Source organism: Streptomyces sp. NPDC002779, assembly GCF_042888685.1.
In the GTDB taxonomy this organism is placed as follows: domain Bacteria; phylum Actinomycetota; class Actinomycetes; order Streptomycetales; family Streptomycetaceae; genus Streptomyces.
This window is the reverse complement of record NZ_JBIAQC010000013.1, coordinates 14,719-27,282: the sequence shown is the minus strand read 5'-3', so window position 1 is coordinate 27,282 and position 12,564 is coordinate 14,719. Positions and strand designations below refer to the sequence as shown.

Genomic DNA, 12,564 nt, shown 5'->3' with positions numbered 1-12,564 from the left:
CCCCCACGGCACGCGGTAACCCGTGCCGGGAACCGTACACAGACCAAGGAAGGGCGACTCATGTCACAGGTCGAGGAATCCATCGAGGTCGGCGTCCCGGTCCACACCGCGTACAACCAGTGGACCCAGTTCGAGTCGTTTCCCGAGTTCATGAGCGGGGTCGAGCGCATCGAGCAGCGCAGCGACACGCTCACGCACTGGGTGACGAAGGTCGACGGGGTGCAGCGGGAGTTCGACGCGGAGATCACCGAGCAGATCCCGGACGAGCGGGTCGCCTGGACCACGGTCGGCGGCCAGGCCCATCAGGCGGGCGTGGTGACCTTCCACCGGCTCGACGAGCAGCACACCAAGGTGATGCTCCAGATGGACTTCCACCCCGACAGCCTCGCCGAGAAGGTCGGCGACAAGCTCGGGTTCGTGAAGCGGCAGGCCAAGGGCGACCTCGAGCGCTTCAAGACCTACATCGAGGACCGCGGCCGGGAGACCGGCGCCTGGCGCGGCACCGTGGTGTAGGTCCTGACCTACCCCGCCGCTTCCGTGCGGCACTCCGGGTGACCCCAGCCCTGCGCGTTCTTCGCGATGGGCTCGCCCGCGGCGTAGGAGCGGCCGCACAGACAGCGGCCGGGGAACTTCGCCTTGATGGTGCGCGCGGAGGAGCCGCCGCCGCTCTTCTTGGCGGTCGTGGGGCGGCGGCGCGGCGCCTTGGCAGGGGCGTCCGGAGCGGGCGGCGGCTCGGGCGAACCGAGGCCGCTGCCCGCGGGCTCCTGCACCATGGCCGCCTGGCTCGCGGCACGGTCGGCGAAGTCGTTGAGCTTGTCACCGTCGACCTGGTGAGCGGGCACATAGCGGAACTCGACGGAACGGCCGGCCAGGAGTTCGTCGATGCGTACGACGAGCTCCTGGTTGGCGACCGGCTTGCCTCCGGAGGTCTTCCAGCCGTTGCGCTTCCAGCCGGGCAGCCAGGTGGTGACGGCCTTCATGGCGTACTGGGAGTCCATCCGGACCTCCAGCGGCACGCCTGGGTCGGTCGCCGCCAACAGGCGCTCCAGGGCGGTGAGTTCGGCGACGTTGTTGGTGGCCTTGCCGAGCGGTCCGGCTTCCCAGCGGGCCGGGGTCTCCGTCTCGTCGGCGACGACCCAGGCCCAGCCCGCGGGTCCGGGGTTTCCCTTCGAAGCCCCGTCGCACGCGGCCACTACTAGTTCACGCATGCGCCGATCATGCCATGGGCCGCGAGGGTGACCGGAGCCCGCCCGGTCAGACGTCGGTGATCTTGGGCATCTCGCCCACGGTGGTCGTGGTGTCGATCACGGAGAAGTGCGCGCCCTGCGGGTCGCTGAGCGAGGCGAACCGCCCGAAGGGCGTGTCCATGGGCCCGAACCGCAGGACCCCGCCCAGCTCGGTGGCCTTGGACACGGCCTCGTCGCAGTCGGCGACGGAGAAGTACACGTTGATGTACGCGCCGGCCTCGGGCGGGAACTCCTCGGTCATCGCCATCCGGCCCAGGACCGTCTTGTCGCCGATGTTGAACAGCCGGAAGTCGACCCCGTCGTCGTCCATCCGCTGCGCGGTGTACGCGGGGAAGACGGCCGGGAAGAAGGCGTCGGACTTCTCCGGCTCCCGGGTGAAGATCTCGGCCCAGCAGAACGCGCCGGGCCGCTCGGGGGGCGCCTCGAAGCCCTCGTGCGCGCCGGCCTGCCAGACGCCGAAGACGACGCCGCTCGGGTCGCGGCCCAGGCACATGGTGCCGAAGTCGCCGACGCGCATCGGCTCCATCAGCACCTCGCCGCCGTGGTCACGGATCCGGTCGGCGGTGGTGGCGGCGTCCGGGGACGCGAAGTACAGGCACCACTGGGACGGGCCGTCCTGCCCGGGCATGGGCGGGACGACGGCGGCGACCGCCTTGCCGTCCGCGTAGGCCTGGGTGTAGCTGCCGAACTCCGTCGACGCCTCGCCGAAGGTCCAGCCGAGGACGGCGCCGTAGAAGCTCTTGGCTCCCTCGACGTCGGTGAACATCGCATCGGCCCAACAAGGGGTTCCCTCTGGCTGTACCGCCATGACTGCGGCCTCTCCGACTCGGGTTTCCGTCCGGCTTCCCACGCTATCCACCCCCTACGCCGAGCGCGCGCCGAACGAACCCCGGCGCCGTCACCGGCCGGGCCGGCGCCCCCGGTGAACCAGCCGCGCGCGGCGGCACGCTCGCACGGCTCCCGCGCTCCCTGTGCGCCGCCCGTTCGGGCGAAGACGACCGGCGCGGGATCACACGCGCTTTCGCAGTCCGCCCCGATCGGGCGGTTTGCACATCCGGCGCGCGAAACCGCCCCCTTCACGCGGTTCCCGGCCCTCACCCTCCGCTGTTTGCCTTGTGTACAGGCAGCGCGTGCTGTCCACCCGCGCCACGAGGTTGCCGTCTCACCGACCACACCGCTCACCCCTGAACCCCCTCCAGGGAGGGACTGTGTCCGCACCCGAAAGCGCCGCCGATCCCACCGTCGACGAACCCGGCACCACCGCTCCCCCGTTCACCAGCCTCAGCACGCGAGCCGCCCGCAACCTCACGACGACCACCAAGTCCGAACCCCAGATGCAGGCCATCACCTCACGATGGCTGCTGAGGATGCTGCCCTGGGTCGACGTCAGGGGCGGCGCCTACCGGGTCAACCGGCGTCTGCAGCTGCGCATCGGCCGCGGCCGGGTGCAGTTCGAGCAGAACGGCGCCGACGACGTCCGGGTGATCCCCCAGACGCTCACCGAACTGCCGGCGCTGCGCGGCTACCGCGACATCGAGGTCCTCCAGCAGGTGGCCTCCCGCTTCCAGGTCCGCGAGGTGCGCGCCGGACAGGTCCTCTTCGAGGCCGGACAGCCGGTCACCGAGGCCTACCTCGTGGTGCACGGCCGCTTCACCCGCTTCACCGCCGGCAAGTACGGCGAGGAGGAGGTCATCGGCGTCGTCACCGACGGCGAGGGCATGGGCGACGAGGCCGTCGGCCAGGCCGACCCGCTCTGGCTCAGCTCGGTCCGGGCCGAGACGTCCGGGGTGGTGCTGGTGCTGCCCTGGGAGGAGCTCATGGAGGACGTGGGCCGGGCCCCGTCGCTCGCCGCCCATCTGGAAGCCTACGCCGAGCGGCAGAGCAAGCCCATGAACCGCAAGGGCGAGGCCGATGTGCCGGTGCAGGCCGGCCACGTCGGCGAGCCGGTGCTGTCCGGCGGCTTCGTCGACTACGAACTCGCCCCGCGCGAGTACGAGTTGTCCCTCACCCAGACCGTGCTGCGGGTGCACACCCGGGTCGCCGACCTCTACAACGACCCGATGGACCAGACCCAGCAGCAACTGCGGCTCACCGTCGAGGAGATCCGCGAACGCCAGGAGTGGGAGCTGGTCAACAACCGCGATTTCGGGCTCCTCCACAACACCGCCTACGACCAGCGGATCAGCACCTTCGCCGGACCGCCGACCCCGGACGACCTGGACGAGCTGCTGTCGATGCGCCGCAAGACCCGGCTCTTCCTCGCGCACCCCAAAGCCATCGCGGCCTTCTTCCGGCAGTGCAACCGGCGCGGCCTGGTGCCCGGCACGGTGACCGTCGAAGGCCATGAGGTGCCCGCCTGGCGGGGCGTGCCCCTCTTTCCGTGCGGCAAGATCCCGATCGGCCCGCAGCACACCACCAGCATCATCGCGCTGCGCACCGGCGAGGCCGACCAGGGTGTGGTCGGCCTGTACCAGACCGGCATCCCCGAGGAGTACCAGCCGGGCCTGAACGTGCGGTTCATGGGCATCGACGACAGCGCGATCCTGCGTTACCTCGTCACCGCCTACTACTCCACGGCGATCCTCGTGCCGGACGCCGCCGGAATCCTGGAGAACGTCCAGATCGGCCGGACCGCCGACTGAACGGACCGCGACCGAACGGGAGTACGCCGATGAGCACGTCCACGTTCCGGCCGCCCGGCCCGCCGAGCCCGGCCCGCTCTCTGCGGGCCCGGCGCGGTGGTGCCGTGCCCGGCCTGCTGTACCGGCCCGCCGTCCCACCGGATCCGCAGAAGGTGACGGAGGTGGACCTGCGCCTCGAAGCCTGGGCGCGCGAGCTGGATCTGTTTCCCAGGGCCTGGTCCGGCGACTTCGCCGGCTTCCAGTTCGGGCGGGCCGTGGTGCTCCAGCATCCCGGCGCCGCCGACCTCGAACGCCTCACCGCCGCCGGCAAGCTGCTGCTCGCGGAGAACGTCGTCGACAGCTGCTACTGCGAGGTCTCCGAAGGCCGGGGCGCCTCGGCACGCGGCCTGGGCGGGCGGCTGGTCATCGCCCAGTCGGCGCTCGACCCGTACCACGGCACCCCCGAGACGGAGGAGCAGTGGCGGCTCGGCGTCCAGGCGGACGGACCGCTGCGCGCGTACCACTGGGCGCTGAAGGAGTACGCCGCCTTCGCCACGCCCAGCCAGACAAACCGGTTCGTCCATGACATCGCCCGGCTCCACCTGGGCTACCTCGGCGAGGCCGCCTGGGCGGAGACCGCGTACCTGCCGCGGGTGTGGGAGTACCTGACGATGCGGCAGTTCAACAACTTCCGGCCCTGTCTGTCCCTGGTCGACGCGGTGGACGGCTATGAACTGCCCGAGGCGCTCTACGCCCGCCCGGAGATCCAGCGGGTGACGGCGCTGGCCTGCAATGCCACCACGATCGTCAATGACCTGTACTCCTTCACCAAGGAGCTGGCGAGCGACCCGACCCATCTGAACCTGCCCGTGGTCGTCGACGCCAACGAGCGGTGCGGGCTGAAGGCCGCCTATCTGGAGTCCGTGGAGATCCACAACCGGATCATGGCGGCGTTCGAGGAGGAGGCCGCCGCCGTCTGTGCTCTCTCGCCCGTCGTCGCGCGCTACACCGAGGGTCTCGCGGCCTGGGTCGCCGGCAACCACGAGTGGCACGCCACCAACACCCACCGCTACCACCTGCCCGACTACTGGTGAGCGCTCCACAGCACACACCGGCCCCCACCGTCCCCCCACGAGAGGAACCAGCGTTGAGCTCCACCGACGTCGGCACGACCACCGCACCGGTGCCGCCCCAGTCCACGTACCAGCACCGGGTGGCGGACTACTGGAACGCCGAGGAGAACCCGGTCAACCTCGAACTCGGCAGGATCGACGACCTGTACCACCACCACTACGGCGTCGGGGACGTCGACCGGTCGGTGCTGGAGGGCTCCGACCCCGCGCTGCGCCAGGAGCGGATCACCGCCGAACTGCACCGCCTGGAACACGCCCAGGCCGAGCTGCTCGCCGCCCGGCTCGGCCCCCTGTCCCCCGCCGACCGGGTCTTCGACGCCGGCTGCGGACGCGGTGGCGGCAGCGTCGTGGCCCATCTGCGCTACGGCTGCGCCGCCGACGGAGTCACGATCTCCGTCAAGCAGGCCGAGTTCGCCAACGAGCAGGCCCGCAAGCGGGGCATCGAGGGCAGCGTGCGCTACCACTGCCGGGACATGCTCGACACCGGATTCCAGTCGGGCGCGTTCGCCGCCTCGTGGAACAACGAGTCCACCATGTACGTCGAGCTGGACCTGCTGTTCGCCGAGCACGCCCGGCTGCTGCGCCGCGGCGGACGCTATGTGGTCATCACCGGCTGCTACAACGACACCTACGGGCGCGCCTCCCGCGAGGTGTCCCTGATCAACGCCCACTACATCTGCGACATCCATCCCCGCTCGGCGTACTTCCGGGCGATGGCCCGCAACCGGCTGGTGCCGGTGCACGTGCAGGACCTCACCGCGGCGACCATCCCCTACTGGGAGCTGCGCCGGCAGGCCGAGCACCTGGTCACCGGAATCGAGGACACCTTCCTGACCGCCTACCGCAACGGCAGCTTCCAGTACCTGCTGATCGCAGCCGATCGGATCTGACCCGACGCCGGCGGGACTGCCCCTCTGCTCGTGGCTGATCTGCCGCGGGCAGAGAAATCCCCGGCGCGGGGAATGTGCGGGCAACAGTGGAGTCGACGGCATTCACGCCACGACGAGGAGATCCCATGACTCCACTCACCGCGCTCGCTCCCCGGGCGGAGGAGGGCGACACCGCGCCCACCCGGTTCGACGACCAGCTGGCCGCCCAGTTGCTCGGGCAGCGGATCGTGCTGCTGGGCACGCAGGTCGACGAGGTCTCCGCGAACCGGGTCTGCGCGCAGTTGCTGATCCTGTCCGCGGAGGACCCGCGCACCGACATCTGCCTGTACATCAACAGCCCCGGCGGATCGGTCCACGCGGGCCTCGCCATCTACGACACCATGCGGCTGATCCCCAACGACGTGTCGACGCTCGCCATGGGCTTCGCGGCCAGCATGGGCCAGTTCCTGCTGAGCGTCGGCACCGCGGGCAAGCGCTTCGCCCTGCCGAACGCGCGGATCATGATGCACCAGCCGTCGGCCGGCATCGGCGGCACCACCGCGGACATCGAGATCCAGGCGGAGAACCTGGAGCACACCAAGCGGACCATCGAGCGGCTGACCGCCGAGCACACCGGACAGAGCCCGGAGACGATCTCCCGGGACGGCGACCGGGACCGCTGGTTCACGGCCGAGGAGGCCCAGGAGTACGGATTGGTCGACCGGGTGGTGGAGTCGCTCACCGACGTCCGCCCGGCCGCCTCGAAGCGACGGATGGGGCTGTAGTCATGGGCAGTTACACGATTCCGAACGTCATCGAGCGCACCCCGCAGGGCGAGCGGTCCTTCGATGTGTTCAGCCGGCTGCTGAACGAGCGGATCATCTTCCTCGGTACGGAGATCGACGACGGGGTGGCCAATGTGGTCATCGCGCAGCTGCTCCATCTGGAGGCCGCGGCGCCCGAGAACGAGATCTCGATCTACATCAACTCCCCCGGCGGATCGTTCACTTCGCTGATGGCGATCTACGACACGATGACCTTCGTGCAGGCGCCGATCGCCACGGTCTGCGTGGGGCAGGCGGCGTCCACGGCGGCCGTGCTGCTGGCCGGCGGGGATCCCGGGCGGCGGTCCGTGCTGGAGCACGCGCGGGTGCTGCTCGGACAGCCGGCCAGCGGCGGCCGGCAGGGCACGGTCTCCGATCTGACGCTCCAGGCCAAGGAGATGGTCCGGATCCGCGCCCAGGTCGAGGATGTGCTGTCCCGGCACACCCACCACGACGTCGGGACGCTGCGCGCCGACATGGACCGCGACAAGGTGTTCACCGCCGAGGAGGCCGTGGCGTACGGCCTGGCCGACCGGGTGATGAACCGGCGCCTCGTCGGGGTGTGAGGCGCCGGAACGGCGGCGTCAGGCGGCCAGGCAGAGTCCGTCGTACGACGAACCGGCCGTGCCGCGGCTGCGGACGGGGCTCTGGCGGCTGGTGAGGCGGATCAGTTCGCCCTGGGCCCGGGACAGCAGGTCGCCGAGGCCGAGTCCGAGGGCGTGGGCGGCGGCCGCGAGGACCTCCGAGGAGGCCTCCTTGCGGCCGCGCTCCACCTCGGAGAGGTAGGGCATCGAGATCCGGGCGGCGTCGGCCACGTCCTTCAGGGTGCGTTCCTGGGCGAGGCGTTCGCGCCGCAGGACGTCTCCGACCAGGTCCCGCCACAGGGGTTCCCTGGTGGTGGGTCCGGCGGACCGCGGGGGCGAGGGTTCCGGGCGCGCGGGCGGGCGCAGCGGGATGACGCGGGCTTGGTTCGGCGCTTGGTTGCTCACCCTCCCAGCCTAGGAGCCCGCGCCGGGACGGGAAGGGCGCGGCGTTCCGCGCTGGGAGGAATCGCCAGGAGCGAACAGGGAGTTGAGCCGAGTCGAGCCGGTTCGGGTGACTGTCCGGTTCGGGTCACTGTCCGGCGAAACCGATCACCGCACGGACCCGCTTGCCGACCGGGATCCGTTCCACGGCGACGTCCCCCGCCAGCGCGTGCACGATCTCCAGACCGTGCCGGCCGATGCGCTGGGGATCCCGCGGGAAGCGGCGGGGCAGCGCGGCGCTGCTGTCGCAGACGGAGACCGTGACCCCGGAGTCGGTGCCCTCCAGCTCCAGGATGTAGGGGCCGTTGCTGTGCCGGTCGGCGTTGGTGACCAGCTCGCTGACCACCAGGAGCACCTCTTCCTGGGCGCGGTTGTCGATGTGGGCGCACCATTCGGTGCGCAGCCTGCCGAGGAAGAGGGCGGCGAAGGACCTCGCCTCGGCGATGCACCCCGGCTCACCGGTGTAATGGGCCGCCCGTCGGAGCGGTTCCACGGGCACGTCGAAACCAGTCGGAATCACTGCCCCGTCATGTTCGATCATGCGTTTCTCTCTCGGAAGCCGACCTGGCCGGACACTTCTGCATGAGTGCTCGTACCCAGTGCCGCGCTCCGCATCCCCCCGCACAGGGGACCGAATACGTCACATCGACGGAGTCAGCGGGCTGACGCCCGGCAGGGACTGGGTCGCCGTGGCGGTCGAGTCCGAGGTCAGCGGCACTTCAGGGGTGGTCGTCCCGGGTGACTCCGGCTCCGCCGGGGGCTGGGAGGCAGGGGGCGCCGGGGTCGGCGGCTGGATCTGGCCGGAAGGGGTGGTGGAGGTCGGCGGGCAGGTGTTCTCCGCGCCGTCGGGCGTGTCCGGGCAGGCCGGAGGGGTGTCGGGGGATGTCGACGTGGAGGGCGGTTCGGTCATCGACGGGGAGGGCTGGCTGGCGGGCGGGTCCGTCTTGCGGTCCTTGGAGCCGGTGTCACCGGGGTGCCGCTCGAACCAGTCGCCGCGCTCGGGGTCGTGGACGACGAAGACCTCGACGACGGTGGTGGCGGGGGCGACCACGATGACGTTCGAGGACTTGTACGACGGCCAGGAGTCGCCCGTGGTCCTCGGCCTCTGCTGGGCCACCGGCTCGGTCAGCGGGTTGCCGCAGGCGCAGCGCACCCGGGGCACTCCGCGGTCGTCGACGAGGACGGCGGTGCCGCTCTGGAGGACGGCCTGGTAGCTGGTGGCGGTGCCGTCGCGGTAGCCGTGGTTGGTGACGCGGGTGTCCATGCGCAGCTGCACGGGGGTGAGGCCGCGCAGATAGGCCGGAACGCCGGCGGGGTCGACGCGGGCGACGGAGGCGAACGCCCTGTTCTTCGCCGGTTCCGCCTGGAGTGCCTTGATCTGCTTCTCCACGTCGCAGCTGGCGGCGTTGCGGGTGCCGCCGTACAGTCCGGGCGCCGCGCCGTCGACGCCGCGGACGGCGTTGCCGGTGGGGGACTCGGTGGCCGGGGAGGGGGTGGCCGGCGGGGCGGAGCTGTCCTTCGCGGTGGACTCGGTGAAGGGGTCGGGGCCGGTCTTCCCGGCGGCCTGGAGGAAGACCTCGCCGCCCGCCGCGGAGCCACCGCCGCCACCGCCACCGCGGCCGAGGACGACGGCGATGACCACGGCCGCGACCACGACCGTGGCGAGCACGGCGATCCGCGGCACTGACCGCCACCACGGCCGACGGGGTTCCGGTGGCGGGGGGACATTGCCGCCACCGGTGCTCGGGGGCAGGCCGGCGCCGCTGCCGCCCGGGGGCTGGGAGGGCGGACCGGTAGGTGGCTGCGAGGGGCCGGACAGGGGTCCCGAAGGGGGTCCTGTGGGCCTGCCCGAGGAGGGAGGTTCGGCGCTCACGAGCCCTTCTTCCCGATAGGGGACTCTCACGGCCTTTCACCGGAATAGCCGTGTTTCTCCATATCATCACCATTGTGTGCTCCGGGCCGGTGCGCTGCGCAAGCCGACGCGGACGGCCCTCCCGGCAGGCGGGGCGGACGGAGGCTGCTTAGCGTGGCAGGGTGATCACGCGCACCCCCTCCGACCAGGCAGTGGCCCGCCACGGCTGGCCGCAGGCCGTCGTCGCCGTGCTGGCCGGACTGCTCGCCATGACGGTCGTCGCGACGCTCGGCCTGTGGGCGGCGGGGGCGGCCGGCCTTCCGGACGGCGCCTTCCCGCGGGTCGCCGCGGCGACCGTGGTGACCGCCGTGGGCGGCGCCGTGGAGATGTCGGGCGACGCCGGCGGCCTCGCCGAGTCCGCGGCCGGCCTCGCCGTGATCCCGCTGTCGGTCACCCTCGTCGGCGCGCTGGTGATCGCCGCCGGTTTCCTGCGGCCGCTGCGGCACCGGGCGGTGGCCGGGGCGCGCGAGCTGGCGGGGTGGGCGGCCCGGATCGCCGTACTGTGGCTGCTGGCGCTTCTCGGGCTGGCGCTGGCCGCCCGGCAGACCTTCACCGTCTCCCTGGGCGACGACACGCTCGGCGAACTGGGAGAAATCTTCGGCGTCACGCCCCGGGTCGGCTTCCGCGCGGACGTGCCGCTCACCCTGCTCTTCGGCCTGTTGTGGCTGGCGGGCGTGCTGGTCCTGGCGCTGCTGGTGTCCCGCGGGGCTCCCCTGCCGCCCCGGCTGCTGCGCTTCCAGGAGGCGGTGCGGCCCGCCGCGTACGCCATGGTCGTGCTGCTGCTCGCCTGCGCCGCTCTGGGCGCCGTCATCGGTCTGGTCGTCGCCGCCACCCGCGGCCACGCGGCGGAGACCCTGGCGGTGCTGCTGCTCGGTCTGCCGAACCTGGTGTGGCTGGCCTTCACCATCGGTCTCGGCGCCACCTGGGACGGCCGGGTCGAGGGCCCGTTCGGCCTGCCGATGCCGCATGTCCTGGACGAGGTGCTGCGCGGCTCGGACACCGCGGCCCTGAATCTGGGCACGCTCGCCGAGCACGACGGCCGGGTGTGGTGGCTGGTGGTCGTCGACGCGGTCCTGGTGCTCGCCGCCGCGTTCGTGATGGCGGCCCGTTCCCCGCGCCGGATGCGGGCCTGGCAGCACGCGGTGCGGATGGCGGTGGCGCTGGCGCTGACGGTGCTGATGATCTGCCTGGTCGCCCGGATCACGGCGCACTACGGCCTGTCCGTCCTCGGCATCGGCGACCTGGGGGGCGACCTGGCCGGGGAGCTGGTGCTGAAGCCGCGGATCTGGGGCGCGCTGGGCTTCGCGCTGCTGTGGGGCCTGGTGGCGGGATTCCTGGGCGCCCTGCTGGCGCGGCCGGTGCACCGGCGGGGCGAAGTGCCGCGCTAGCTGTACCTCCAGCCGAAGAACGGCTCGGCCCACCGCGGCGGCGGCTTCGGCCCCTCGGCCCGCTCGTCCCCCTGGTCCACGGCCCGTACGTCCACCCGGGTCGGCGGGTGGGCCCGCTCCGGGTCGCCCCTCAGGGCGAGGCGCAGCGCCGCCACGAAGGCCAGGCAGGAGTCGTACCGGTCGTCGGGGCTCTTGGCCAGCGCCTTGGCGAAGACCGCGTCGACCGGTGCCGGGAGGTCGGGCCGGGAGGAGGTCAGCGGCGGCGGTTCGTCGTACTGATGCGCCCACAGCAGCGCCATGTCGTCGTCCCGCCGGAAGGGCGGCCGCGCCGCCAGGCACTCGTGGACGACGCAGGCGAAGCCGTACACGTCGCAGCGCGCGTCGACCGGTTTGCCGGAGATCTGCTCGGGCGCCACGTAGTCCAGCGTGCCGACGAACTGTCCGACGGTGGTGAAGCCGGTCAGGGACAGCGACTTCTTGGTCAGCCCGAAGTCGGTCAGATATGCGTGCTCGGGGTGGTCGCTGTCGGTGCCGCGGGCGACCAGGATGTTGCCGGGTTTCACGTCCCGGTGGACCAGCCCGTGCTCGTGGGCGGCGTCCAGCGCGGACGCCACCTGCGCGGCGATCCGCAGGGCCGTCGCCGGCGCCAGGGGGCCCTGCCGGTCCAGGAGGTGGCGCAGGTCGCTGCCGGCGACGTAGCGCATGGCGATGTACAGGACGCCGTCGGTCTCGCCCGCCTCGAAGACCGGCACGATGTGCGGGTGGTCGATCGCGGCGGCGGCCCGGGACTCATGGGTGAAACGGCGGCGGAAGGTGTCGTTGCGGGCGAGTTCGGGGGCGAGCAGCTTCAGCGCGACGGTGCGGTCCAGGCGCAGGTCGCGGGCCCGGTAGACGACGGCCATGCCGCCGCGGCCGATCTCCTGCTCGATGCGGTAGGCGGCGATCTGCTTGCCGATCAGCTCGGAGGGGCGGCCCGAGAAGAGGCTCGTCTCATGGCCCATCCGGGGTCACCACCTGGGTGGCGGTGTGGTCACGGTTGCCGGTGGCGGCGCGGGGCGCCTCGTCCGTGGCGAAGGTGGTCAGTCGCAGGCCGTCGGCGTAGACCCAGCGTCCGTGCTCGGTGTCGTAGAGCCATACGTGCTCGCCCTCGACGACCACGCCGATCCGCAGCCCGCGGGTGCGGTCGCGGAAGGACTCGCCGTCCAGGCCGCCGGCCGCGAGATCCTCCAGCGCGGCCCGGTAGCGGGCGAGGTTCTGCTCGGCGCGGACGAGCTGGGGCCGGGGGTCGGCGGTGCGGGCCGGGGCGGCGTCGGGGGTGGGCGGGTCCTGGGGTACGGCGACCAGATGGCGGCCGTCGACCCAGGCCGACCAGCCGTTGGCGCACAGGACGTGGCCCCAGTCGCCGCGTCGCTCGATGAGCTGCACCGGCAGCAGCGGGTCGAGCGGCACGGTGGGCCGGGCCGGGTCGGGGCTCTGCCAGGCCGGCGTCCCGTGGGCGGGGACGACGTGCGTGGGCCGGAATCCGGGTGTCGCCATGGTCTCGGC

At 72.0% G+C, this 12,564-nt stretch carries 14 protein-coding genes; 7 read left to right on the top strand and 7 right to left on the bottom strand.

The features are described 5' to 3' along the window. Positions 1-60 precede the first annotated feature (60 nt). Positions 61-513 carry an SRPBCC family protein gene (locus ACFYW5_RS29915; protein WP_389420225.1) on the top strand — a complete coding sequence of 151 codons (453 nt, stop codon included), beginning with the start codon at positions 61-63 and terminating at the stop codon, positions 511-513. Positions 514-521: 8 nt separating this feature from the next. Here ACFYW5_RS29915 and ACFYW5_RS29910 read toward each other — a convergent pair whose 3' ends face one another. Beyond that, complete coding sequence (locus ACFYW5_RS29910) at positions 522-1,208, bottom strand: ribonuclease H (protein WP_389420224.1); 687 nt, start codon at positions 1,206-1,208, stop codon at positions 522-524. Positions 1,209-1,254: 46 nt separating this feature from the next. Beyond that, on the bottom strand, positions 1,255-2,055 hold the full coding sequence (locus ACFYW5_RS29905) for a VOC family protein (protein WP_389420223.1): 801 nt from the start codon (positions 2,053-2,055) through the stop codon (positions 1,255-1,257). A gap of 400 nt (positions 2,056-2,455) precedes the next feature. On the opposite strand from ACFYW5_RS29905, the gene ACFYW5_RS29900 reads away from it, so the two are divergent. From ACFYW5_RS29900 to ACFYW5_RS29880, 5 genes are all read left to right on the top strand, one after another. Then, positions 2,456-3,889 carry a family 2B encapsulin nanocompartment shell protein gene (locus ACFYW5_RS29900; protein WP_389420222.1) on the top strand — a complete coding sequence of 478 codons (1,434 nt, stop codon included), beginning with the start codon at positions 2,456-2,458 and terminating at the stop codon, positions 3,887-3,889. A 29-nt stretch (positions 3,890-3,918) separates the two neighbouring features. Further along, complete coding sequence (locus tag ACFYW5_RS29895; RefSeq protein WP_389420221.1) at positions 3,919-4,962, top strand: family 2 encapsulin nanocompartment cargo protein terpene cyclase; 1,044 nt, start codon at positions 3,919-3,921, stop codon at positions 4,960-4,962. A gap of 53 nt (positions 4,963-5,015) precedes the next feature. After that, entirely contained in the window at positions 5,016-5,891 is an 876-nt protein-coding gene (locus tag ACFYW5_RS29890) for a geranyl diphosphate 2-C-methyltransferase (RefSeq protein ID WP_389420220.1), read from the top strand. Positions 5,892-6,016: 125 nt separating this feature from the next. Further along, positions 6,017-6,655, top strand: a complete 639-nt coding sequence (locus ACFYW5_RS29885; RefSeq protein WP_389420219.1) for an ATP-dependent Clp protease proteolytic subunit — start codon at positions 6,017-6,019, stop codon at positions 6,653-6,655. Between the two features lie 2 nt (positions 6,656-6,657). Continuing rightward, a complete protein-coding gene (locus tag ACFYW5_RS29880) occupies positions 6,658-7,260 on the top strand; it encodes a ClpP family protease (protein WP_389420218.1) in 603 nt (200 codons plus the stop codon). An 18-nt stretch (positions 7,261-7,278) separates the two neighbouring features. Here ACFYW5_RS29880 and ACFYW5_RS29875 read toward each other — a convergent pair whose 3' ends face one another. The 3 genes from ACFYW5_RS29875 to ACFYW5_RS29865 form a co-directional block, all read right to left on the bottom strand. Continuing rightward, positions 7,279-7,683, bottom strand: coding sequence for a helix-turn-helix domain-containing protein (locus tag ACFYW5_RS29875; RefSeq protein ID WP_389420217.1), 405 nt, complete (start codon positions 7,681-7,683; stop codon positions 7,279-7,281). A gap of 124 nt (positions 7,684-7,807) precedes the next feature. After that, a complete protein-coding gene (locus ACFYW5_RS29870; protein ID WP_389420216.1) occupies positions 7,808-8,260 on the bottom strand; it encodes an ATP-binding protein in 453 nt (150 codons plus the stop codon). Between the two features lie 99 nt (positions 8,261-8,359). Further along, positions 8,360-9,592 carry a DUF6777 domain-containing protein gene (locus tag ACFYW5_RS29865; RefSeq protein WP_389420215.1) on the bottom strand — a complete coding sequence of 411 codons (1,233 nt, stop codon included), beginning with the start codon at positions 9,590-9,592 and terminating at the stop codon, positions 8,360-8,362. Between the two features lie 161 nt (positions 9,593-9,753). Here ACFYW5_RS29865 and ACFYW5_RS29860 point away from each other — a divergent pair, with 161 nt between their 5' ends. Next, the gene (locus tag ACFYW5_RS29860) at positions 9,754-11,019 is read left to right on the top strand and encodes a streptophobe family protein (RefSeq protein WP_389420214.1); all 1,266 of its coding nucleotides are present in this window, start codon (positions 9,754-9,756) and stop codon (positions 11,017-11,019) included. On the opposite strand, the gene ACFYW5_RS29855 is transcribed toward ACFYW5_RS29860, so the two are convergent. Continuing rightward, positions 11,016-12,020 carry a serine/threonine-protein kinase gene (locus ACFYW5_RS29855; RefSeq protein WP_389420213.1) on the bottom strand — a complete coding sequence of 335 codons (1,005 nt, stop codon included), beginning with the start codon at positions 12,018-12,020 and terminating at the stop codon, positions 11,016-11,018. The genes ACFYW5_RS29860 and ACFYW5_RS29855 overlap by 4 nt on opposite strands. Continuing rightward, positions 12,010-12,555 carry a hypothetical protein gene (locus ACFYW5_RS29850; RefSeq protein WP_389420212.1) on the bottom strand — a complete coding sequence of 182 codons (546 nt, stop codon included), beginning with the start codon at positions 12,553-12,555 and terminating at the stop codon, positions 12,010-12,012. Before ACFYW5_RS29850 ends, ACFYW5_RS29855 begins: the two co-directional genes overlap by 11 nt. Positions 12,556-12,564 lie beyond the last annotated feature (9 nt).

Coding starts and splice junctions, on each gene's coding strand:
- ACFYW5_RS29915 (WP_389420225.1), top strand. CDS start 61: ATGTCACAGGTCGAGGAATCCATCGAGGTCGGCGTCCCGGTCCACACC.
- ACFYW5_RS29910 (WP_389420224.1), bottom strand. CDS start 1,208: ATGCGTGAACTAGTAGTGGCCGCGTGCGACGGGGCTTCGAAGGGAAAC.
- ACFYW5_RS29905 (WP_389420223.1), bottom strand. CDS start 2,055: ATGGCGGTACAGCCAGAGGGAACCCCTTGTTGGGCCGATGCGATGTTC.
- ACFYW5_RS29895 (WP_389420221.1), top strand. CDS start 3,919: ATGAGCACGTCCACGTTCCGGCCGCCCGGCCCGCCGAGCCCGGCCCGC.
- ACFYW5_RS29885 (WP_389420219.1), top strand. CDS start 6,017: ATGACTCCACTCACCGCGCTCGCTCCCCGGGCGGAGGAGGGCGACACC.
- ACFYW5_RS29880 (WP_389420218.1), top strand. CDS start 6,658: ATGGGCAGTTACACGATTCCGAACGTCATCGAGCGCACCCCGCAGGGC.
- ACFYW5_RS29870 (WP_389420216.1), bottom strand. CDS start 8,260: ATGATCGAACATGACGGGGCAGTGATTCCGACTGGTTTCGACGTGCCC.
- ACFYW5_RS29855 (WP_389420213.1), bottom strand. CDS start 12,020: ATGGGCCATGAGACGAGCCTCTTCTCGGGCCGCCCCTCCGAGCTGATC.
- ACFYW5_RS29850 (WP_389420212.1), bottom strand. CDS start 12,555: ATGGCGACACCCGGATTCCGGCCCACGCACGTCGTCCCCGCCCACGGG.